The organism is Variovorax sp. EBFNA2 (genome assembly GCF_033802765.1).
GTDB classification, from domain to species: Bacteria; Pseudomonadota; Gammaproteobacteria; order Burkholderiales; family Burkholderiaceae_C; genus Variovorax; species Variovorax paradoxus_H.
Genome location: NZ_CP138496.1, coordinates 462,261 through 482,036, shown reverse-complemented (window position 1 = coordinate 482,036; position 19,776 = coordinate 462,261). Strand labels below are relative to the sequence as shown.

General features: G+C 67.7%; 18 protein-coding genes. 4 read left to right on the top strand and 14 right to left on the bottom strand.

Annotated features, from left to right (window positions below; translation table 11 throughout):
• Window positions 1–2: 2 nt before the first annotated feature.
• The 6 genes from RZE79_RS02205 to RZE79_RS02180 all read right to left on the bottom strand — a co-directional run bounded on the left by RZE79_RS02205 (window position 3) and on the right by RZE79_RS02180 (window position 6,229).
• On the bottom strand, window positions 3–1,007 hold the full coding sequence (locus RZE79_RS02205) for an ABC transporter permease subunit (protein WP_070063398.1): 1,005 nt from the start codon (window positions 1,005–1,007) through the stop codon (window positions 3–5).
• A gap of 54 nt (window positions 1,008–1,061) precedes the next feature.
• Complete coding sequence (locus tag RZE79_RS02200) at window positions 1,062–2,741, bottom strand: long-chain-fatty-acid--CoA ligase (protein ID WP_319358846.1); 1,680 nt, start codon at window positions 2,739–2,741, stop codon at window positions 1,062–1,064.
• 100 nt (window positions 2,742–2,841) lie between these two features.
• Window positions 2,842–4,341, bottom strand: a complete 1,500-nt coding sequence (locus RZE79_RS02195) for an NAD(P)(+) transhydrogenase (Re/Si-specific) subunit beta (RefSeq protein ID WP_319358845.1) — start codon at window positions 4,339–4,341, stop codon at window positions 2,842–2,844.
• Window positions 4,338–4,667, bottom strand: coding sequence for an NAD(P) transhydrogenase subunit alpha (locus tag RZE79_RS02190; protein WP_099794706.1), 330 nt, complete (start codon window positions 4,665–4,667; stop codon window positions 4,338–4,340). Before RZE79_RS02190 ends, RZE79_RS02195 begins: the two co-directional genes overlap by 4 nt.
• 49 nt (window positions 4,668–4,716) lie before the next feature.
• The gene (gene panD, locus RZE79_RS02185; protein WP_319358844.1) at window positions 4,717–5,079 is read right to left on the bottom strand and encodes an aspartate 1-decarboxylase; all 363 of its coding nucleotides are present in this window, start codon (window positions 5,077–5,079) and stop codon (window positions 4,717–4,719) included.
• A 19-nt stretch (window positions 5,080–5,098) separates the two neighbouring features.
• Window positions 5,099–6,229, bottom strand: coding sequence for a Re/Si-specific NAD(P)(+) transhydrogenase subunit alpha (locus tag RZE79_RS02180; RefSeq protein WP_319358843.1), 1,131 nt, complete (start codon window positions 6,227–6,229; stop codon window positions 5,099–5,101).
• A 403-nt stretch (window positions 6,230–6,632) separates the two neighbouring features.
• Between RZE79_RS02180 and RZE79_RS02175 the strand changes: the two genes are divergently transcribed.
• Both RZE79_RS02175 and RZE79_RS02170 read left to right on the top strand, forming a co-directional pair.
• Window positions 6,633–7,346 carry a response regulator transcription factor gene (locus tag RZE79_RS02175; protein ID WP_319358842.1) on the top strand — a complete coding sequence of 238 codons (714 nt, stop codon included), beginning with the start codon at window positions 6,633–6,635 and terminating at the stop codon, window positions 7,344–7,346.
• 65 nt (window positions 7,347–7,411) lie between these two features.
• On the top strand, window positions 7,412–7,885 hold the full coding sequence (locus tag RZE79_RS02170; RefSeq protein WP_153281035.1) for an NUDIX hydrolase: 474 nt from the start codon (window positions 7,412–7,414) through the stop codon (window positions 7,883–7,885).
• A 21-nt stretch (window positions 7,886–7,906) separates the two neighbouring features.
• Here the strand turns inward: RZE79_RS02170 and mnmA are convergent, their stop codons facing one another.
• A complete protein-coding gene (mnmA, locus tag RZE79_RS02165; RefSeq protein WP_319358841.1) occupies window positions 7,907–9,007 on the bottom strand; it encodes a tRNA 2-thiouridine(34) synthase MnmA in 1,101 nt (366 codons plus the stop codon).
• A gap of 144 nt (window positions 9,008–9,151) precedes the next feature.
• On the opposite strand from mnmA, the gene RZE79_RS02160 reads away from it, so the two are divergent.
• Window positions 9,152–10,768: a long-chain fatty acid--CoA ligase gene (locus RZE79_RS02160; protein ID WP_319358840.1), complete on the top strand. Its 1,617-nt coding sequence runs from the start codon at window positions 9,152–9,154 to the stop codon at window positions 10,766–10,768.
• 101 nt (window positions 10,769–10,869) lie between these two features.
• Here RZE79_RS02160 and RZE79_RS02155 read toward each other — a convergent pair whose 3' ends face one another.
• The 7 genes from RZE79_RS02155 to ssb form a co-directional block, all read right to left on the bottom strand.
• Entirely contained in the window at window positions 10,870–11,859 is a 990-nt protein-coding gene (locus RZE79_RS02155; RefSeq protein ID WP_319358839.1) for an LLM class flavin-dependent oxidoreductase, read from the bottom strand.
• A gap of 44 nt (window positions 11,860–11,903) precedes the next feature.
• Complete coding sequence (locus RZE79_RS02150; RefSeq protein WP_319358838.1) at window positions 11,904–13,568, bottom strand: FxLYD domain-containing protein; 1,665 nt, start codon at window positions 13,566–13,568, stop codon at window positions 11,904–11,906.
• A 21-nt stretch (window positions 13,569–13,589) separates the two neighbouring features.
• Complete coding sequence (locus tag RZE79_RS02145) at window positions 13,590–14,195, bottom strand: hypothetical protein (protein WP_319358837.1); 606 nt, start codon at window positions 14,193–14,195, stop codon at window positions 13,590–13,592.
• 16 nt (window positions 14,196–14,211) lie between these two features.
• Window positions 14,212–16,005, bottom strand: a complete 1,794-nt coding sequence (locus tag RZE79_RS02140; protein ID WP_319358836.1) for a VanW family protein — start codon at window positions 16,003–16,005, stop codon at window positions 14,212–14,214.
• Window positions 16,002–16,607: a hypothetical protein gene (locus RZE79_RS02135; protein ID WP_319358835.1), complete on the bottom strand. Its 606-nt coding sequence runs from the start codon at window positions 16,605–16,607 to the stop codon at window positions 16,002–16,004. Before RZE79_RS02135 ends, RZE79_RS02140 begins: the two co-directional genes overlap by 4 nt.
• A gap of 298 nt (window positions 16,608–16,905) precedes the next feature.
• A complete protein-coding gene (locus RZE79_RS02130; RefSeq protein WP_319358834.1) occupies window positions 16,906–17,286 on the bottom strand; it encodes a helicase SNF2 in 381 nt (126 codons plus the stop codon).
• A gap of 370 nt (window positions 17,287–17,656) precedes the next feature.
• On the bottom strand, window positions 17,657–18,220 hold the full coding sequence (gene ssb / locus RZE79_RS02125; protein ID WP_319358833.1) for a single-stranded DNA-binding protein: 564 nt from the start codon (window positions 18,218–18,220) through the stop codon (window positions 17,657–17,659).
• Between the two features lie 156 nt (window positions 18,221–18,376).
• Here ssb and RZE79_RS02120 point away from each other — a divergent pair, with 156 nt between their 5' ends.
• Window positions 18,377–19,756, top strand: a complete 1,380-nt coding sequence (locus tag RZE79_RS02120; RefSeq protein WP_319361067.1) for a chloride channel protein — start codon at window positions 18,377–18,379, stop codon at window positions 19,754–19,756.
• Window positions 19,757–19,776: the final 20 nt, after the last annotated feature.

The window sequence follows — 19,776 nt, the reverse complement described above, 5'->3', positions numbered from 1 at the left end:
ACTCAGTGCCTGATCCGCGGGTTGATGACGCCGTACGCGATGTCCACCAGCAGGTTGAGCAGCATCACGATGCCGCCCAGCAGCAGCATGCCGCCTTGCAGCACGGGGTAGTCGCGCCGGCCGATGGCCTCGATGAGCCACTTGCCGACACCGGGCCAGGAGAAGATGGTTTCGGTGAGGATCGCGCCGGTGAAGAGCACGCCGATCTGCAGGCCGATCACGGTCACGACGGGGATCAGCGCGTTGCGCAGCGCGTGCAGGCCCACCACGCGAAAGCGCGACAGGCCCTTGGCGCGCGCGGTGCGGATGTAGTCCTCGCCCAGCACCTCGAGCATGGCCGAGCGCGTCATGCGCGCAATCACGGCCAGCGGCACGGTGCCCAGCACGATGGCCGGAAGAATGAGGTGGTGCAGCGCCGACCAGAAAGCCTCGGTCTCGCCGGCGCGCAGTGCGTCGATCAGCAGGAAGCCGGTCTGCGGCTCGACGAAGTACTGCACCGAGATGCGGCCCGACACAGGTGTCCAGCCCAGCTGCACCGAGAAGAACAGGATGAGCAGCAGGCCCCACCAGAAGATCGGCATCGAGTAGCCGGTGAGCGATGTGGCCATCACACCGTGGTCGAAGATGGAGTTGCGCCGCACCGCCGCAACGATGCCGGCCGGCAGGCCGAGCAGCAGCGCGAAAAGAATCGCGCACACGCCGAGTTCGACCGTGGCCGGAAAGAGCGCAAGAAACTCGCTCATCACCGTGTCCTGCGTGATGAGCGACTTGCCCAGGTCGCCCTGCAGCACACGGCCGATGTAGATGCCGTATTGCACGAGCAAGGGCTTGTCCAGGCCCATGGCGGTGCGCAGCTCGGCATGGCGCGCGGGGTCGATCCCGCGCTCGCCAGCCATGGTCTCGATGGGGTCACCCGGCACCAGCCGGATGAGAAAGAAGGCCAGCAGCGTCATGCCGATGAAGGTCGGCACGAGCAAGCCTAGGCGGACATAGATGAATCTGAGCATCGACCCGCGAATATGCAAGATCGATGCCCCGGGCCCACCCGGGCGGAACCCTTACTACTTCTTGCTATCCCGCAGCTCGCGCCGCAGGATCTTGCCCACCGGGGTCTTGGGCATGTCGGTGCGGAATTCGATCACGCGCGGCTGCTTGTAGCCCGTGAGGTTGGCGCGGCAGTACTCGCGCACCTGAGCTTCGGTGAGTGCCGGGTCCTTCTTGACGATGACGAGCTTCACGGCCTCGCCGGTCTTGTCGTCGGGCACGCCGACCGCCGCGCATTCGAGCACGCCGGGCAGCATCGACACCACGTCTTCGATCTCGTTCGGGTACACGTTGAAGCCCGACACCAGAATCATGTCCTTCTTGCGGTCGACCACCTTGAAGTAGCCGCGCTCGTCGACCACGCCGATGTCGCCGCTCTTGAAGTAGCCGTCGGGCGTCATGACCTTGGCGGTCTCGTCGGGGCGCTGCCAGTAGCCGGCCATGACCTGCGGGCCCTTGATGGCGATTTCGCCGCGCTCGCCGGTCGGCACTTCGTTGCCCTCGTCGTCGAGCAGCTTGAGCCAGGTGCTCGGCAGCGGCAGGCCGATGGTGCCGGTGTAGGCGGTGCTGTTGGTCGGGTTGCAGGTGGTCGAGGGCGAGGTTTCCGAGAGGCCGTAGCCTTCGCAGATCGGGCAGCCGGTTTTCTCGAGCCAGAGCTTGGCCACCGCGGCCTGCACGGCCATGCCGCCGCCGACCGAAACCTTCAGGTTCTTCCAGTTGACGGTGTTGAAGTCGGGGTGGTTCGCCAGCCCGTTGAACAGCGTGTTGACGGCCGGGAAGCTGTGGATGGTGTGCTTCGACAGTTCTTTCAGCACGCCGGGGATGTCGCGCGGATTCGGAATGAGGATCAGCTTGCCGCCCGTGCGCATGTTCAGCATCATGCCGACCGTGAACGCGAAGATGTGATACAGCGGCAGCGCGCACACGCTGGTGGGCTGCTCGTTGGCCGGCACCTTGGCCATGACGGGCTCGTTCCAGGCTTCGGACTGCAGCACGTTGGCGATCACGTTGCGATGCAGCAGCACCGCACCCTTGGACACGCCGGTGGTGCCGCCGGTGTACTGCAGCACGGCCACGTCGTCGGGGCCGATGGCCACGGGCTTGAGCTTGCCGCTTGCGCCCTTGTCGAGCGCGTCGTTGAAGCGCACCGCGCCCGGCAGGCTGAAATGCGGTACCAGCTTCTTCACGTTGCGCACCACGTAGTTGACCAGCGCGCCCTTCAGGAAGCCGAGCCGGTCGCCCATGGAGGCCAGCACGATGTGCTTGATCGGCGTGGCCGCGATGCATTGCTGCAGCGTGGTGCCGAAGTTCTCCATGATGACGATCGCCTTGGCGCCTGAGTCCTTCAACTGGTGCTCGAGTTCGCGCGGCGTGTACAGCGGGTTCACGTTCACCAGGATCAGGCCCGCGCGCAGGATGCCGGCCACCGCAATCGGGTACTGCGGGCAGTTGGGCATCATCGCGGCGACGCGGTCGCCCTTGGCCAGGCCCAGGCCCTGCAGGTACGCGGCGAAGGCCTTGCTCTGCTTGTCGGTCTCCGCGTAGCTGACGTCCTTGCCCATGAAGCTGTAGGCCGTGCGGTCGGCGTACCTGGTGAAGCTCTCCTCCATGAGCGCCACCAGCGACGGGTACTGCGAAGCGTCGATGTCGGCGGGTACGCCTTGCGGGTAGCTGCTGAGCCAGGGGCGTTCGGTCATGGATGTGTCTCCTCGGAGTCGGATGAGTTTTTTAAAACGAAAACGGCGCACGTGAGGCGCCGCGACGATCGGGCCCGCATCGCGGGCGCGGACCTTCGGCCTATTCGATGGCCTTGCCCATATCTTCCACTACTTTTTTCGCATCGCCAAAGACCATCATGGTCTTGTCCATGTAGAAGAGTTCGTTGTCCAGGCCGGCATAACCCGCCGCCATGGAGCGCTTGTTCACGATGACGGTCTTGGCCTTGTAGGCCTCCAGGATGGGCATGCCATAGATCGGGCTGCCCTTGGTGTGCGCCGCGGGGTTCACCACGTCGTTGGCACCCAGGATGATCGCCACGTCGGCCTGGCCGAACTCGCCGTTGATGTCTTCCATCTCGAACACCTGGTCGTAGGGCACCTCGGCCTCGGCCAGCAGCACGTTCATGTGGCCGGGCATCCGCCCTGCCACCGGGTGGATGGCGTACTTGACGGTGATGCCCTTCTCGGTGAGCTTGGCCGCCAGTTCCTTCACGGCGTGCTGGGCGCGCGCCACGGCCAGGCCGTAGCCCGGCACGATGACCACGGTCTCGGCGTTGCCGAGCACGAAGGCCGCGTCGTCGGCACTGCCGGTCTTCACGGGGCGCTGCTCCTTCGCGCCGCCGGTGGCCGCGGCCGCCTCGCCGCCGAAGCCACCCAGGATCACGTTGAAGAACGAGCGGTTCATGGCCTTGCACATGATGTAGCTCAGGATCGCGCCCGACGAGCCCACCAGCGAACCGGCCACGATCAGCATCGCGTTGTTCAGGCTGAAGCCGATGCCGGCCGCCGCCCAGCCCGAGTAGCTGTTGAGCATCGACACCACCACCGGCATGTCGGCGCCGCCGATCGGGATGATGATGAGCACGCCCATCACGAAGGCCAGTGCCAGCATGGCGAAGAACGCCGGCCAGCTTTCGGTGGCCACGAACACCAGACCCAGTGCGATGGTCGCCAGGCCCAGCACCAGGTTCAGCATGTGCTGGCCCTTGAACTGCACCGGCGCGCCCTGGAACAGGCGGAACTTGTACTTGCCCGAGAGCTTGCCGAAGGCGATGACCGAGCCGCTGAAGGTGATGGCGCCGATGGCCGCCCCCAGGAACAGCTCGAGCCGGTTGCCGTAAGGAATGCCGTGGCGTACGAAGCCCTCGAAGAGCACCGCGCCGTCGGGCGTGCGCGAACCGATGACGGCCGCCACGGGCGCGGCGGTGATGCCGAAGGCCCAGGGCTCGGCCACCGCGGCCACGCCGATGAACACCGCGGCCAGGCCGATCATGCTGTGCATGAAGGCGACCAGCTCGGGCATCTTGGTCATCTCGACCTTGTTGGCCATGAAGGCGCCCAGCCCACCGCCCACCACGACGGCGGCCAGCACCCAGGCGATGCCGGTGGTGAAGTCGACGTTGAGGGCGCGCGCCTGTGCATGCACCAGCGCGATGGTGGTCAGCACGGCGATCGCCATGCCGGTCATGCCGAAGACGTTGCCGCGGATCGAGGTGGTGGGATGCGACAGGCCCTTCAGGGCCTGGATGAAGCAGACGCTGGCAACGAGGTACAGCAGCGTGACGAGGTTCATGCTCACTTGGCGGCTCCCTCAACAGCCTTGGGGGCGGCCTTCTTGTCTTTCTTCTTGAACATCTCGAGCATCCGGCGCGTGACCAGGAAGCCGCCGAAGACGTTCACCGCGGCCAGCGCCACGGCGAGCACGCCCATGGTCTTGCCCAGCGGCGTGGTGGTGAGCGCGGCGGCCAACATGGCGCCCACGATCACGATGGCCGAGATGGCATTGGTCACGGCCATGAGCGGCGTGTGCAGCGCGGGCGTGACGGTCCAGACCACGTGGTAGCCGACATAGATGGCCAGCACGAAGATGGTCAGGTTGATGACGGTGTGCGAAACGATTTCCATGGTGTTTTCTTCTCCTCGTTCGGTCTCTGTCTCTTGGTCTTGGGCTCTGTCAGAGCTTCTTGACTTCGTTGATGCGGTTGGCATCGCCAAGCAGCACCACCTTGGGCTTGTGGTCCGCGGCTTCGGCCTCGGTCATGGGGGCGTAGGTGCAGATGATGAGCAGGTCGCCCACATGCGCCTTGCGCGCCGCCGCGCCGTTGAGCGAGATGGCGCCCGATCCGCGCGCCGCCTTGATGATGTAGGTCGAGAAGCGCTCGCCGTTGTTGACGTTGTACAGCTCGATCTTTTCGTACTCGCGCATGTCGGCCGCGTCGAGCAGGTCTTCGTCGATGCCGCACGAGCCTTCGTAGTGCAGGTCGGCTTCGGTCACGGTGGCGCGATGCAGCTTCGCGCGAAGCATGGTGCGATTCATGAAAGGCAGCCTGCTCTTCTTACTTGCGCGTGACCTGGCCGTCCTGCGTGACGCGGCAGGCGGCGACGATGTCGTCCTCGAGGTCGATCTTGAGCGCGCCTTCCTTCGTGACGACGAGCTTGAGAAAGTCGAGCACGTTGCGCGCATAGAGCGCCGACGCGTCGGCCGCCACCAGCGCCGCGAGGTTGGTTTCGCCGACGATGGTCACGCCATGCTTGACCACGGTCTTGTCGGCCTCCGACAGCGGGCAGTTGCCGCCAACGCCGTCCGCGCCCTTGCCGGCCGCGATGTCGACGATGACCGAGCCCGGCTTCATGGACTTGACCATCTCCTCGGTGATGAGGGTGGGCGCGGCACGGCCGGGAATGAGCGCGGTGCTGATGACCACGTCGGCCAGCGCCACGCGCTTGGCGACCTCGATCTGTTGGCGCGCGAGCCAGCTCGGGGGCATCGGCTTGGCGTAGCCGCCGACACCGACCGCGGCCTCTTTCTCTTCGTCGGTGTCGTAGGACACCTCGATGAACTTGCCGCCCAGCGACTCGATCTGCTCCTTGACGCTCGGACGCACGTCCGACGCCTCGATCACGGCGCCCAGGCGCTTGGCCGTGGCAATCGCCTGCAGCCCGGCCACGCCGACGCCCAGGATGACGACGCGCGCGGCCTTCACGGTGCCGGCCGCGGTCATGAGCATCGGGAAGAAGCGCTGGTACTTGTCGGCCGCGATCATCACGGCCTTGTAGCCGGCGATGTTGGCCTGCGAGCTGAGCACGTCCATGCTCTGGGCGCGCGTGGTGCGCGGCGCGGCTTCGAGGGCGAAGGCCGTGACGCCCGCGGCAGCCAGGCGTTGCAGGCCGGCCGCGTCGAAGGGATTGAGCATGCCGATGACGACGGCGCCGGCCTTCAGCTGCGCCGCTTCGGCGTCGCTGGGCGTGCGCACCTTGAGCACCATGTCGGCGGAGAGCGCGCCCGCCTGGTCTGTGATTTCCGCGCCAGCGGTCTGGTAAGCCGCATCGGTGACGCTGGCTGCAACGCCGGCTCCCGACTGAACACGAACGATGTGCCCGGAAGCGACCAGTTTCTTCACCGTTTCGGGTGTCACGGCCACTCGGGTTTCGCCAGCCGCTGTCTCGGCAGGCACGCCTATCAACATAGAGTTCTCCTCAGGGGAAGGGGGCAGCACGGAATGCGGGCAGAGCTTACAGCAAGATTACAAGCGTTCACTGTCGCCAAGATACCGCATGCATATCGCCGTCCAACGCCCATGTGTGTTGATTTTTCAGCTACTTAATTGATAGCAAATTGAGCGCCGATGCGATGCCGGAAACAGGCGGCCCGCCATGGGTTGAAACCCGTATGCCGCTGAATCCATTCGCGCCACTGGATTGAAATCAATTGAGCCCAATTGCCATCAATTAGCGATTGAATCACAGACATAAAATCAATTTGAGTGAATTAATGGCAATTCGCATTCCAAATCCCTGAAGCAGATAGATACACTTCGATTCATATTGCGGACACATAGAGGCCCGCACAGGGCGGAACAAGGGAATGGAATGCGAATCGCAGTACTCGACACCGAGCCGGAGCAACTCCGGCTGATCAACCAATCCATGGCGAGCCTCGGTCACGAGTGCCACACCTACGCTGCCGGCAAGGCCTTGCTTCACGCCATGCGCCGCGAAACCTTCGACCTGCTGGTTCTCGACTGGCGCCTCCCCGACATGAACGGCCCCGACGTCGTCAAGACGATCCGGCAGGACTACAAGAGCCGCATGCCGATCCTGTTCGTGACCGAGCACCATGGCGACACCGACATGGTCGAAGGCCTCAACGTCGGTGCCGACGACTTCATGGCCAAGCCGCTGCGCCCGATCGAGTTCGAGGCCCGCGTCAACGCCCTGCTGCGCCGCTCCTATCCTTCGCGCAACGAGCCCGAACTGGTGTTCGGCCCGTACCACTTCTTTCCGCCCTCACGCGCCATCAAGGTCCATGGCGTCACGGTCGAGCTGAAAAACCGCGAATACGAACTCGCGCTCTTCCTGTTCCAGAACCTGGGGCGCCTGCTCTCGCGCGAGCACCTGCACGAGGCCGTCTGGGGACTCGGCATCGAAGCCCTGTCGCGCTCGCTCGACACCCATGTGTCGCGGTTGCGCACCAAGCTCGAACTGCGCCCCTCGAACGGTTTTCTATTGCTGGCCGTCTACGGTCTCGGCTACCGGCTGGAAACCATCGAGGTGGACACGCGGACCGCCACCGGCCGGCGCTGAAGCGCTCCCGACCGCGGCGCCTGGGGTGCAGCGATCGGCCGATAGCCGATAGACTCGCGCCCACGATGCCCACACGCTGGAAACCCAATGTCACCGTGGCCGCGGTGATCGAGCAAGACGGCCGCTTCCTGCTCGTCGAAGAGCAGACCGACGACGGCCTGAAGCTCAACAACCCCGCCGGCCACCTCGACCCCGGCGAGTCGCCCGAGGACGGCTGCATCCGCGAGACGCTCGAGGAAACGGCCCACGCCTTCACGCCGACCGCGCTGCTGGGCGTCTACATGGCGCGCTCGGCCGAGCAGCCCGACGTGACCTACATGCGCTTTGCCTTCACCGGCGAACTCGGTGCACGCGAAGAGGGCCGCGCGCTCGACGAAGGCATCGTGCGCACGCTCTGGATGACCGTGGACGAGATTCGCGCCAGCGTGGCGCGCCATCGCAGCCCGCTGCTGCTGCGCTGCATCGAGGACTACCTCGCCGGCAAGCGCCACCCGCTGTCGCTGATCCACACCGACGACGGCGTGCGCCAGCCGCGCTGAGCGGCCAGCCAGCCGCCCGGTTCAGACGATGACGCCGCCCCCGAGGCAGCGCTCGCCGTCATAGAGCACGGCCGACTGCCCCGGCGTGACCGCCCATTGCGGCGCACCGAAGCGCAGGCTGAAGGCGCCGTTGGCGCCGTCGCCCAACTCACAGGCCGCATCGGCTTGCCGGTAGCGAGCCTTCGAACCGTAGGTGCCCGCAGCGGGTGCTTCACCGGCGACCCAGCTCGCGTCGTCTGCCTTCAGTTCGGTCGACAGCAGCCACGGATGGTCGTGCCCCTGCACCACCCACAGCGTGTTCTTCTCGACGTCCTTGCGCGCGACGAACCAGGGCGAATGGTCGCCCGCGCCGCGTTGTGCGCCCTTCTCCTTCACGCCGCCAATGCCCAGCCCCTGGCGCTGGCCCAGCGTGTAGAAGCTCAGGCCCTGGTGCTCGCCGAGCTTGCGGCCGCGGTCGTCCTTGATCGGGCCCGGTTCTTTCGAGATGTAGCGGTTCAGGAAGTCGCGGAACGGCCGCTCGCCGATGAAGCAAATGCCGGTCGAGTCTTTCTTCTTCGCGTTGGGCAGGCCGATTTCTTCGGCGATGCGGCGCACCTCGGTCTTGTGCAGCTCGCCGACCGGGAACAGCGTCTTCGACAGCTGCGCCTGGTTCAAGCGGTGCAGGAAGTAGCTCTGGTCCTTCGAGTTGTCGAGCCCCTTGAGCAGCTCGTGCCGGCCCGTGGCCTCGTTCAGGCGCACGCGGGCGTAGTGGCCCGTGGCGATCTTCTCGGCGCCCAGCCGCATGGCGTGGTCGAGAAAAGCCTTGAACTTGATCTCGGCGTTGCACAGCACGTCGGGGTTCGGCGTGCGGCCGGCCTTGTACTCGCGCAGGAACTCGGCGAACACGCGGTCCTTGTAGTCGGCGGCAAAGTTGACGTGCTCGATCTCGATGCCCAGCACGTCGGCCACGCTGGCGGCGTCGATGAAGTCGATGTTCGACGAGCAGTACTCGCTGTCGTCGTCGTCTTCCCAGTTCTTCATGAAGATGCCGACCACCTCGTGCCCCTGCTGCTTGAGCAGGTGCGCGGTGACCGCGGAGTCCACCCCGCCGCTCAGCCCGACCACGATCCGTTGTTTTGCCATAAGCCCGCCATTGTCCCAGCCCGGCGACAGGGGCATCCAGCGTGTGGGAAATCGGGAAAACCCGTGTCGCCGGCTTGTCAGCCGCCACTCCACGATGCGAAAGGCCGGCGCTATAGTGACCCGAACACAGCGGAGACACAACGCATGGCGACCCTTTCCTCGGACGACCCCACCCCCTGGACGCGCAACTACCCGCCCGGCATGCGCTGGGACGCCGAGCTGCCCGTCAAGCCGGTGCAGCAGATGCTCGATGAGGCGGTCGCGCGCTGGCCCGACCATTCGGCCGTCGAGTTCATGGGCCAGTCGCTCAGCTACCGCCAGCTTGGCGAGGCGGTCGACCGTGCCGCCAAGGGCCTGCAGGACCTGGGCGTGAAGCCGGGCGTGCATGTCGGCCTCTACCTGCCGAACACGCCGCACTACCCCATCGCCTTCTTCGCCGTGCTGAAAGCCGGCGGCACGGTGGTGAACTACTCGCCGCTCGACGCCGAGCGCGTGCTGGCCCACAAGATCGAGGACAGCCGCACCGACATCCTCGTCACGCTCGACCTCGTGAACCTCTACCCGCTGATGGCGCGCCTGCTCGACAGCTCGCGCCTGAAGACGCTGGTGGTCGGCAGCCTCGGCGACTACGGCGCGGCGGGCGACAAGGTGCAGGCCCAGCTGCAGGCCGCAGGCCAGATCGCGCCCGTGCCGGTGGACGCGCGCCACGTGCGCTTCACCGACCTGCTCCAGAGCGAAGGCACGCACCAGACCTACCCGCTCGGCGACCTGACCGAAGAGATCGTGGTGCTGCAGTACACCGGCGGCACCACCGGCCTGCCCAAGGGCGCGATGCTCACGCACGCCAACCTCACGTCGGCCTCGGCGCAGTACTACGAATCGACGCGCGGCGAGCCGCCGATCCTGGTCGAGGGCGGCGAGCGCTTCCTGGTCGTGCTGCCGCTGTTCCACATCTTCGCGCTCAGCGCCGCGATGCTGCTGGGCGTGCGCCTGGGTGCGGCGCTGGTGCTGCACACGCGCTTCGATGTCGACGCGGTGATGAACGAACTCGCGGCCAGCAAGATCAGCGTCTTCCCCGGCGTGCCGACCATGTACACCGCCATCCTTTCGCACCCCAAGGCCAAAGAGATGGACCTGCGCTCGCTGAAGTTCTGCGGCTCGGGCGGCGCGCCGCTGCCGGTGGAGGTGGAGCAGCGCTTCTTCGAACTCACCGGCTGCCACCTCAACGAAGGCTGGGGCATGACCGAGACCTCGCCCGTGGGCACCTTCACGCCCGCGCGCGGCGTGCGCAAGGCCGGCTCGTGCGGCATGCCGCTGCCGCGCGTGCGCATCAAGCTCGTGAGCCTGGACGATCCGACCAAAGACGTGACCGCGTTCGGCGAACCCGGCGAGCTGTGCGTGCAGGGCCCGAACGTCATGAAGGGCTACTGGAACAACCCGAAGGCCACCGCCGAGTCGATGACGGCCGACGGCTACTTCCGCAGCGGCGACGTCGCGAAGATGGACGCCGACGGCTACCTGTACATCGTCGACCGCACCAAGGACATGCTGCTGTGCGGCGGCTACAACGTGTACCCGCGCGTGCTCGAGGAGGCGGTGTACGAACACCCGTCGGTGGCCGAGGTCTGCGTGATCGGCGTGCCCGACGAATACCGCGGGCAGTCGCCGAAAGCCTTCGTGAAACTGAAAGACGGCGCGGAAGAACTCACGCTCGACACGCTCAAGTCTTTCCTCAAGAACCGCCTGGGCAAGCACAGATGATCGGCGCGCTCGAGATTCGCGCCGAGCTGCCCAAGACCGCCGTGGGCAAGCTCTCGAAGAAAGACCTCGTGGACGAGGAAGCCCGCAAGCGGGCCTGACCTTTACTTCTTCTGGCCGAACGCACCGGCGAGCAGCTCGTACGAGCGCAGCCGGGCCGCATGGTCGAACACCTGCGAGGTGATCATGAGTTCGTCGGCGCCGGTGCGCGCCACGAAGGCTTCCACGCCCTGCTTCACGGTCTCGACCGAGCCCACCGCCGAGCACGACAGCACCGAGTCGAGCAGCGCGTTCTCGGCCGGGCCGACCTTCTGGCGGTAGTTTTCGACCGGCGGCGGCAGCCGGCCGGGTCGGCCGCTGCGCAGGTTCACGAAGGCCTGCTGCCACGAGGTGGCGCGGAACTCGGCTTCGGCGTCGGTGTCGGCCGCGAACACGTTGAAGCCCAGCATCACGTACGGCTTGCTCAGCTGTGCCGAGGGCTTGAAGGTCTCGCGGTAGATCTGGATGGCCTGCATGATCTGCTGCGGCGCGAAGTGCGAAGCAAAGGCGTACGGCAGGCCCAGGTGCGCCGCAAGCTGCGCACCGAAAGTGCTCGAGCCGAGGATCCACACCGGCACTTCGAGCCCCGCGCCGGGCACGGCGCGCACGGCCTGCTGCGGGTTTTTCGACATGAAGTCCATGAGCTCCATCACGTCCTGCGGGAACTGGTCGGCGTCCGACTCCAGGTTGCGCCGCAGCGCGCGCGCGGTGCGCTGGTCGGAGCCGGGCGCGCGGCCCAGGCCCAGGTCGACGCGCCCCGGGTACAGCGACTCCAGCGTGCCGAACTGCTCGGCGATCACCAGCGGCGAGTGGTTGGGCAGCATCACGCCGCCGGCGCCGATGCGGATGGTGGAGGTGCCCGCGCCCACATACGACAGCAGCACGGCCGTGGCCGCGCTCGCGATGCCCGGCATGCCGTGGTGCTCGGCCAGCCAGTAGCGCGTGTAGCCCAGCGCCTCGCCGTGCTGCGCCAGCGACAGCGAGTTGCGGAACGACTGCGCGGCATCGCTGCCTTCGGTGATCGGGGAAAGGTCGAGGATCGAGAGCGGAATCATGGCGCGATCATGGCGCGAACCGCCCCATGCCGTCACGCACGGGGCTATTCGGTTTGGTATAGCGTCGCGACGCTCGCGAAATCGCGGCCGTGCTGCGTCACGTGGACCTGAAAGGGCACGCTCTCGCCCGGCGCAATGGCCGGTAGGTTCTCGATCAGCTTGAAGCCGGTCAGCTGGTCGTTGCGGTCGCGCAGGCTGACCCACAGGCGCACCTTGGCCGCAATGGCCGTGCCGGGGTTCTTCACCGTGCCCGTCACCTCGACGCTCTTGTAGGTGAAGCGCTGGCTGAAGTTGAGCAGCACGCTGCCGGTGCCGGCCTTGGTGCCCGTCACCTGCACCTCCAGCGGCTTGCGCGGGCCCGGCAATGCGGCGCGGCGCATCGGCTTCCACTCGACGCGGGTCTGGGTGATGCGGTCCACGGCCCTCGGCTCGAACAGGATCGGAAAGCGCTCTCCCGGGTACAGGGTGGCCAGCTCGTCCAGGCGCGTGGTGCCGTCGGCGGTGCTGCCGCCGAAGCGTGAGATCACCGCGCCGGGCGTGATGGCGATGGCATCGGTGCTGCGGTTCACCAGCTCGGTCATGAAGAGCGGCCGCTGGATCGTGCTGCGCCCCGCCACCAGCGGCAGCAGTTCGAGTTGCCGCGGGTCGAAGCGCTCGCTGTCCTCAGCCAGCAGGTCTTCGGTGCTCAGCCGCAGGTCGGGGTGGAAGACCTCCGGCGCGCCGGTCGTGCGGATCACGCGGTCGACGCTCAGCACCGTGTTGCGCGCGCCCGAGGGCGTGACCGTGCGGTAGCCGATGCGGTAGTCCCACGCCGCAATGGCAGTGCCGCGGCCGAGGCGGCTGATGTCGACATCGATCGCCGCGCGCCCGCCGGGCTCCAGCGTGGACCCGGGCGCGTGGCCGCGGCCGACGCCGATCACCTGGCCCGCGTCGTCGTACAGCGTGACCAGCGCCTCGATGCTGCCGAACGCCGGTGCACCGGGCGCGCCCGCATGCACGAGGCGGCCGGCCAGGCGCACGCGCTCGCCCTGCTGCACCAGCCGCAGGCGCGAGAACGCCAGGCGCGGTCCGTCAGCGGCGCTGCGGGGTTCGGACAGCTTCTCGACCGTCACGTCCTGCCGCGTGACGTTCTTGCCCGACGGCAGATCGACCAGCACGGGTGCGGACTCGCCGGGCATCAGCACGTCGATCGGCAGCGATTCGCTGCGCTCGCTCAGCCGCGTGTCGCCGTCGTGGAACACGAGCTTCAGGCTGGGCCGTTCGAGCGGTCGGCCGGTTTCGTTGCGCGCCAGCACCAGCAGCTTCGGCCGCTCGCCGACCAGCACCTGGCGCGGCTCGGAGAGCTTCAGTCCATCGGTCGCGATGGTGCGGTCGACGATCGCGCGCGCCACCGAAGGCGCCTCGCTGCGCTTGCCCGAACCGAACAGCAGCATCGCGACCTGGACGGCCAGCGCCACGCCGACAAAGCCGATGACGACGAAGCCGACCGTGCGCAGCATCTGCTTCTGGCGCAGCGCCTGTTCGGCCGCGATCTGCTGGCCGGCGTGGTGCTTGACCTGCTGGAGCACGCGCTCGAGGCGGTCGGACACATCGTCTTCCACCAACGACATCGAGCCGCAGTGCGAACAGGTGTATTCGTTCAGGCCGGTGCGGCGCAGCGTGCTGCTGCCGCACTCGCCGCATTTGAGGGTCTGCAGATCGATGCTCATGGATGTCTTTTCTTTTGTCCCTTACCAGCCGAACACGTCGACGATGTCTTCGGCCGCCGCAGCGCTGCCCAGCAATGGCACGAGGCGTTCGACCAGCCGCGCGCGATGCACGGGGTCGACCTCGCAGTCGTCCTCGTCGGTGAAGATGGCGTCGCCCGCTTCGTCCCACACCTGGCCGATGGTGCCCAGGCAGGCGGCCATCTGGAAGATGTCGGCGAAGAGCGGTTCGTCTTCCTGCCATGCGCCCGTGCCGTGCATCGCGAACTGGATCGCACCGGTGCGCAGGTCGAAGATGAACGGATCGGCGCCCTGGTCGGCCACCACCAGCCAATGCTCGGGCCAGTCGGCAATGCGCTCGCCGGTGATGCCGTGCCAGCGGTAGCCCGCCTGCAGCTGCCACAGGCGCGAGAGCGCGGGAATGCTGAACGGGTTGCCAGTGGTCGGCACCGTGAGCCCTGCATAACCCACGCGGTCGTTGACCCAGTCGCCGAGCGGGCCGACCTGCTCGTAGAAGGTGGCGATGGCGGCGGGCAACGCCAGCTCGCCGTGCCAGTGCTCGGCGGCGGATTGCGGCGCGAGCGCGCCATGAGAAGCCAGGGCCGCGCGGGCCTGTTCGATCGATGCCACGTGTGTTGTTCTCCGTTCAGGCCAGGCAGGCGGTCTGCAATGCGGTGCGCAGTGCGTCGATGTCGCCGGGTGCGACCTCGTGCACGCCCGGCACACCGGCCAGGCCGCAGGCGGTCGACGCCACCACGGGCACGCCGCCCGCCACGGCGCGCAGCAGCGCGCGCGGTGCGTGTTCGACGTGCGCGGGCAGCACGACGACGCTCGCGTCAGCCAGCCAGTCGCCTTGCCAGTTCATGTGTTGAATGTGTTCGATGCCCTGCCAGAGCCGCGCATCGTCTGACGGCGATCCCAGCACGCGCAGGCGGCACGGCCAGCCTTGCAGTGCGGCAGCAAATTCACGCGCGCCCTTGCGTGCCAGCGCGCTCGCGGCGAACACGACGAGCGGTGGTTCCTGGCGCACGCTGTGCATAGTCTTCACCAGCGGCAGTGCCCAATCGAGCTGCTGCAGGGTGGCCTGCGGTGCGTACTGCGCCATGGCCTGCGCCACTGCGGCATGCGGCGTGACGATGCTCGCCGCGCGTGCGAGCGCCAGCGCTTCGTCGCGCACCAGCGACGCCTCGGCGCGGAAGTCGCGCAAGGTCGCATCGCCGGGCCAGCGCTGCGACGCGGCATCGAGCCGCTGTTCGATGGCAGCCATCGGCAAGGCACTGGCCAGCACGGTGATGCGGCGCCCGTCGAGCGCGCCGAGGCGCTGCAGTTGCGGCAGCAGCGACTGCTCGACCACCAGGTGCGTGTGCGCAGGCACCAGCCGCGCGGCAAAGGCTTGCGCGAGCCAGCGCTGGCCGTCGATCAGGCTGGCTTGGCGCCGGCCCGCTTGCCGCGCCCGGAGCCGCTGCCAGACGGCGCGGCGCAGGCTCGCGACCCAAGGTGTGATCACCACGCCCTTCGTCGCGGGCTCGCGATGCCACCCGGCAGCAGGCACGCGCCAGAACGCGAGCCGCAGCGGCACCGGCTGCATGCGCTGCGCCTGTGGATGCGTCTCGCGCAGGTGGCGTGCGAACTCCGGCGTCCAGCCATCGACGAGCACTGCCGTGCGCCCCTCAGGGCCGACGTCGATGGGCGGGCGATGCCGAAAGCACGCGGTCTGGTCGCAACTCAGGCAGCCGCGCGCCAACGGCAATGCGGTGGGTGCGTCGTCGCTCATGCGCCGCAGCGTGACGGGCTCGGTCGGCACCGCCAGCGGCGTGCGCGCACGGATGCGCACCACGAGCTCGGTGTCGGTCAGCGCCACTTCGAGCCGCCACGCCTGCTTGGCGCGCAGCTTGAGGTCGACGTAGTTCCAGAACACCGTCGCATCGACGGCATCGCTGCCCGGCGTGTCGGCGTGCTCAATGCGCGCCGTGTGCCCGTGGCGCTCCACCAGCTCGAAGCCCGCGCGCACGGCCACGGTGGCGAGCGCGTTCGACAGTTGGCACAGCCCACCGGCCAGCGTCGGCACGACGCACCCACCGCGCACTTCGCGCCCGATCACGAAATCGCGCCCCGCGCCCGGTCGCCCGAGCTGGCGCCAGAAGCTCAGCACTTCGCCGGCCGGCACCTCGATGGCGTCGAACGCAGATCGCGCCACGCGCAAGTTCTGCACCTTGCCGGCGACCAGCGGAAATTCGTCGGCACGGCCGTCGGTCCACAAGGGGGTTCGGTACTGCGCGAGCACCGGCGCATCGGCCAGTGCGTGCGCGCCGCGGGGCCAGCGCCGGGCCGAAGGCCGCAGGGTTTCGCGCAGGGCGTGGGCCGTGGCGAGCAGCCGCGAACGCAGCCAGAAGTCGATCGCATCGATGCGGCGCGGCGGCTGCCAGGCCTGCACGCTCACGCGGCAGGGCCTCGCTTGCGCCATTGGCCGAGGTCGGCTTCGATGCGCTCGTTGATGTTGCCGCTCCATTGCGCGCCGAAGCCGGCGTCGCGCAGCAGCTCGACGATGCGATGGCCGATCACGACGGTGTTGGCTTCGCGCTGCGCGATCTCGGGGATCATGCCGCCGCTGAAGGCGAGGTACAGGCGGCCGTTGCGCACGGCGCCGTCGAGATCCTGTGCGTGATAGAAGCAGCAGCCCCGGATGCCGGACTCGAGCCTTCCTGCCGCGCGCCATTGCTCGCGCACGTCGTCGTGCCCGTCGGACAGCGTGTTGCCGGCGCGGTGCAGGGCGATGATGTTTTCACTGCGCAGTTGGGCGAACACGGCGTCGAGCCGGTCGTACTCGGTCTGCGCGGGCCACTGCGCCTCGGCGGCGCGCTTGGCGGCGCAGGCGCGCGTGGTCTCGGCCTTGATCCAGGCGCGGTCCTCGGCGGTGAGCTCATCGGGATCGAGGTACTCGTCGGTGATCATCCAGCCGATGTCGGCATCGGCGTGGAAGCCGCTCCACACCAGGCTGTGGATGCGTCCGCGCGTGTCTTCGGGGTCGAGAGTGAGGGCCATGCGTAGTGGGTCGTCGCGGGGTCGGCGACGGATCATGCTTTCATTTTTCGCGGTCGGAACGACGCTCGATTCTCGCGTGTCCGCGCCACGGCGTTGCGTTAATGCGAAAGCATGCGCTCTGGCGGCCGTCCCTTCCGCGCCCAAATCATGAAGGATGCGCAAGGCCAAGGCAATGTGACTTTCGGCCAAGATTTCACGGTCATGGCCCATGAAAAAAGCCGACCCTGCGTGGGCAGGGCCGGCTTTTCATGAAGACCTGAAGCGTTCGCCGATCCCATCGGCGAGGCGTTCGGAGCGCTTACAGCGGCAGTGCGTCGCCGTGGGCGGCAGCACGGGCTGCGGCGCGAACCGCAGCGCGGTCGACGGTGCTGGCGACGATCGGGGCCACGCCCGACGAAGCGCCTTCGGCGTACGGGTCTGCGCTGTGTGCAGCGGCGACGGCGTCGGCACGCACAGCGGCGCGGCTGGTCGACGAGACGATCACTTGCGCGGGGCCGGCATTGGCGCCGGTGGCGTACGGATTGGCGCTGTGTGCGGCCACGACGGCTTGTGCGGCAACGTCGGCACGGCTGGCGGCCGAGGTCAGTTGATGCACGCCTTCATAGCTTTCGGCATGGGCGGCGCCGGCAACGGCCATCAGGGCAACAGCAACGGCGGAGAGGATCTTCGAGGCGGTCATTTGGATTTCTTCCTTCTTCAATTCAGTTCAAGTTCTTGCTTCGGATGTGGAACCGGTCTTGGGTGGGTCACCGCCCCTCTGTTCTTTTTCGGAGGGCGGCCACCTCGCTCGGGGCCCTGTTCACCCAGATCAGCTTTGAGGGCTGGTCCGTGAGATGAATTGTGCGCCGCGATCTAGGTAAAAACCCGTAGCAAAACGAACCGCGGTGTTCACACCTTGGAAACAATTGAAGGGAAGCAGGACACGCAGGGCCCCGTCCACCCAGAGAAAACAAAAACGCGCGTCCCCGGATCGGGAACGCGCGTTTCTGTGGAATCGCACGGATCGCAGCGCATCCGCCCACGAAGGACGGCGGCTGCGGCTCGCGGGATCAGAACGGAATGTCGTCGTCCATGTCGTCGAAGCCCGACGACGACTTGGCCGGCGCCTGGCGCGGCGCCGGTGCCGGTGCGCGCGGTGCGGCTGCTGCGGGGGCACGCGGGGCGTAACCGCCGCCGCCACCACCACCACCGCCGCCACCTTGCGAATAACCGCCGCCGCCACCGCCTTGCGAGTAGCCGCCGTCGTCGTCGCTCGGACCCGACGGGCCGCCCTGGCCCTGGCGGCTGCCCAGCATCTGCATCTGGTCGGCGCGGATTTCGGTGGTGTACTTTTCGATGCCGTCCTTGTCGGTCCACTTGCGCGTGCGCAGCGAGCCTTCGACGTACACCTGCGAGCCCTTGCGCAGGTACTGGCCGGCGATTTCGGCCAGGCGGCCGTTGAACACGATGCGGTGCCATTCGGTGGCTTCGCGCATCTCGCCGCTTTGCTTGTCTTTCCAGCGATCGGTGGTGGCCACGGTGACGTTTGCGACCTGATCGCCGCTCGGGAAGGTCCGCATTTCGGGGTCGCGCCCCAGGTTGCCGACGACGATGACTTTATTGACCGATGCCATATGCACTGCCCCTGATAAGTAGATGAAGGAGGAGGTTGAGAGGAACCCTCCATTCTGCCTGAACGGACGCTGGCGCCCGCCCGGGCGTCCGGTGTCCCCGGCCTACAGCCCCGCGCCCCGGCCGATGCCAGAATGAACGCCTCCTCCGCCCGCCCGATGAACCACGAGCCCGACTTCCTTGAACACCTGCGCGCCGAGCTGTCCAGCGGGCGCATCTGGCTCGACCGGGCCATCGTGCTGGGTTACGCCATTGCGGCCGGGCTGTTCGTGGTGGGCTTCACGCTCGCCAGCGACTGGGTCTTCGGCGCCTTCCACCGCTTCTACGCCGCCTGGCCCTGGGCGGTGCTACTGACCACGCCGGCAATCACCGCCGGTATCGTCTGGTGCACGCTGCGCTTCTTCCCCGGCGCGGGCGGCTCGGGCATTCCGCAGATCAAGGCGGCGCTGCATCCGGCGCTGCCCGAGGAGCGCCGCTTCCTGTTCGCCTCGCTGCGTCTCACCGTCGCCAAGATCGGCCTGGGCGTGGCGGGCTTTGCCGCCGGGCTGTCGATCGGGCGCGAAGGCCCGTCGGTGCAGGTGGCGGCCGGGGTCATGCAGCACGCCCGGCGCTGGCTGTCGCCCCAGACGCCGATCGACGGGCGGGCACTGCTGGTGGCCGGCGGCGCGGCCGGCATCGCGGCGGCCTTCAACGCACCGCTGGCGGGCGTGGTGTTCGCCATCGAGGAGCTGTCGGGCCGGCTCGAGGCGCGCTCCAGCGGCCTGATCATCACAGCCATCGTGCTGGCGGGGCTGGTGGCGGTCTCGGTGTTCGGCAATGCCAGCTACTTCGGCGTGATCCGCGTGCCCCGGCTGGGCTGGGACGCGCTCGGCCCCGGCCTGCTGGTGGCGCTGCTCAGCGGCGCCGCGGGCGGGCTGTTCGCGCGACTGCTGAGCGCCTCGCTGACCGGCGCGCCCGGGCGGCTCAACCGCTGGCGCGCGCGCTTCCCGGTGCGCTTCGCGGCGGCCGGCGGGCTGGCCATCGCGGTCATCGGGCTGGTCACGGGCGGCGCGACCTTTGGCGCAGGCTCCGAGGCGGTCAAGCAGATGCTGCAGGGCCACGACGAGCTCACGCCGCTGTACACCGTGCTGAAGTTCGTCGCCACCTGGCTCACGGCCTGGTGCGGCGTGCCGGGCGGCATCTTCGCGCCCTCGCTGTCGATCGGCGCGGGCATCGGCGACGCCGTGGCCCGGCTGGCCAGCAGCGACCTCGGTCCGGCGCTGATCGCCATGGGCATGGCCGGCTTCCTGGCCGCCGTGACGCAGGCGCCGCTCACGGCCTTCATCATCGTGATGGAGATGGTTGACGGCCACGCCATGGTGCTGAGCCTGATGGCGGCCGCGCTGCTGGCCAGCCTGGTCTCGCGCATGATCAGCCGGCCGTTGTACGAAACCCTGGCCGAATTCATGGTGGGACGCGCCATCGCCGCCTCCGAGCCGGTGCGGCCGCCCGCACCGGACGCCCCTGCAGCTTCTGCGCCGTCCAGCCCTTCGCCATGACAGACGGGGCCAGCCCCTCT

Bases quoted from the DNA above. Each gene is read 5' to 3' on its own strand.
- RZE79_RS02135 (WP_319358835.1), bottom strand. From the start codon at position 16,607: ATGGCCCTCACTCTCGACCCCGAAGACACGCGCGGACGCATCCACAGC.
- RZE79_RS02160 (WP_319358840.1), top strand. From the start codon at position 9,152: ATGGCGACCCTTTCCTCGGACGACCCCACCCCCTGGACGCGCAACTAC.
- RZE79_RS02190 (WP_099794706.1), bottom strand. From the start codon at position 4,667: ATGGAAATCGTTTCGCACACCGTCATCAACCTGACCATCTTCGTGCTG.
- RZE79_RS02205 (WP_070063398.1), bottom strand. From the start codon at position 1,007: ATGCTCAGATTCATCTATGTCCGCCTAGGCTTGCTCGTGCCGACCTTC.
- panD (WP_319358844.1), bottom strand. From the start codon at position 5,079: ATGAATCGCACCATGCTTCGCGCGAAGCTGCATCGCGCCACCGTGACC.
- mnmA (WP_319358841.1), bottom strand. From the start codon at position 9,007: ATGGCAAAACAACGGATCGTGGTCGGGCTGAGCGGCGGGGTGGACTCC.
- RZE79_RS02180 (WP_319358843.1), bottom strand. From the start codon at position 6,229: ATGTTGATAGGCGTGCCTGCCGAGACAGCGGCTGGCGAAACCCGAGTG.
- RZE79_RS02155 (WP_319358839.1), bottom strand. From the start codon at position 11,859: ATGATTCCGCTCTCGATCCTCGACCTTTCCCCGATCACCGAAGGCAGC.
- RZE79_RS02150 (WP_319358838.1), bottom strand. From the start codon at position 13,568: ATGAGCATCGATCTGCAGACCCTCAAATGCGGCGAGTGCGGCAGCAGC.
- ssb (WP_319358833.1), bottom strand. From the start codon at position 18,220: ATGGCATCGGTCAATAAAGTCATCGTCGTCGGCAACCTGGGGCGCGAC.
- RZE79_RS02170 (WP_153281035.1), top strand. From the start codon at position 7,412: ATGCCCACACGCTGGAAACCCAATGTCACCGTGGCCGCGGTGATCGAG.
- RZE79_RS02175 (WP_319358842.1), top strand. From the start codon at position 6,633: ATGCGAATCGCAGTACTCGACACCGAGCCGGAGCAACTCCGGCTGATC.
- RZE79_RS02130 (WP_319358834.1), bottom strand. From the start codon at position 17,286: ATGACCGCCTCGAAGATCCTCTCCGCCGTTGCTGTTGCCCTGATGGCC.
- RZE79_RS02200 (WP_319358846.1), bottom strand. From the start codon at position 2,741: ATGACCGAACGCCCCTGGCTCAGCAGCTACCCGCAAGGCGTACCCGCC.
- RZE79_RS02120 (WP_319361067.1), top strand. From the start codon at position 18,377: ATGAACCACGAGCCCGACTTCCTTGAACACCTGCGCGCCGAGCTGTCC.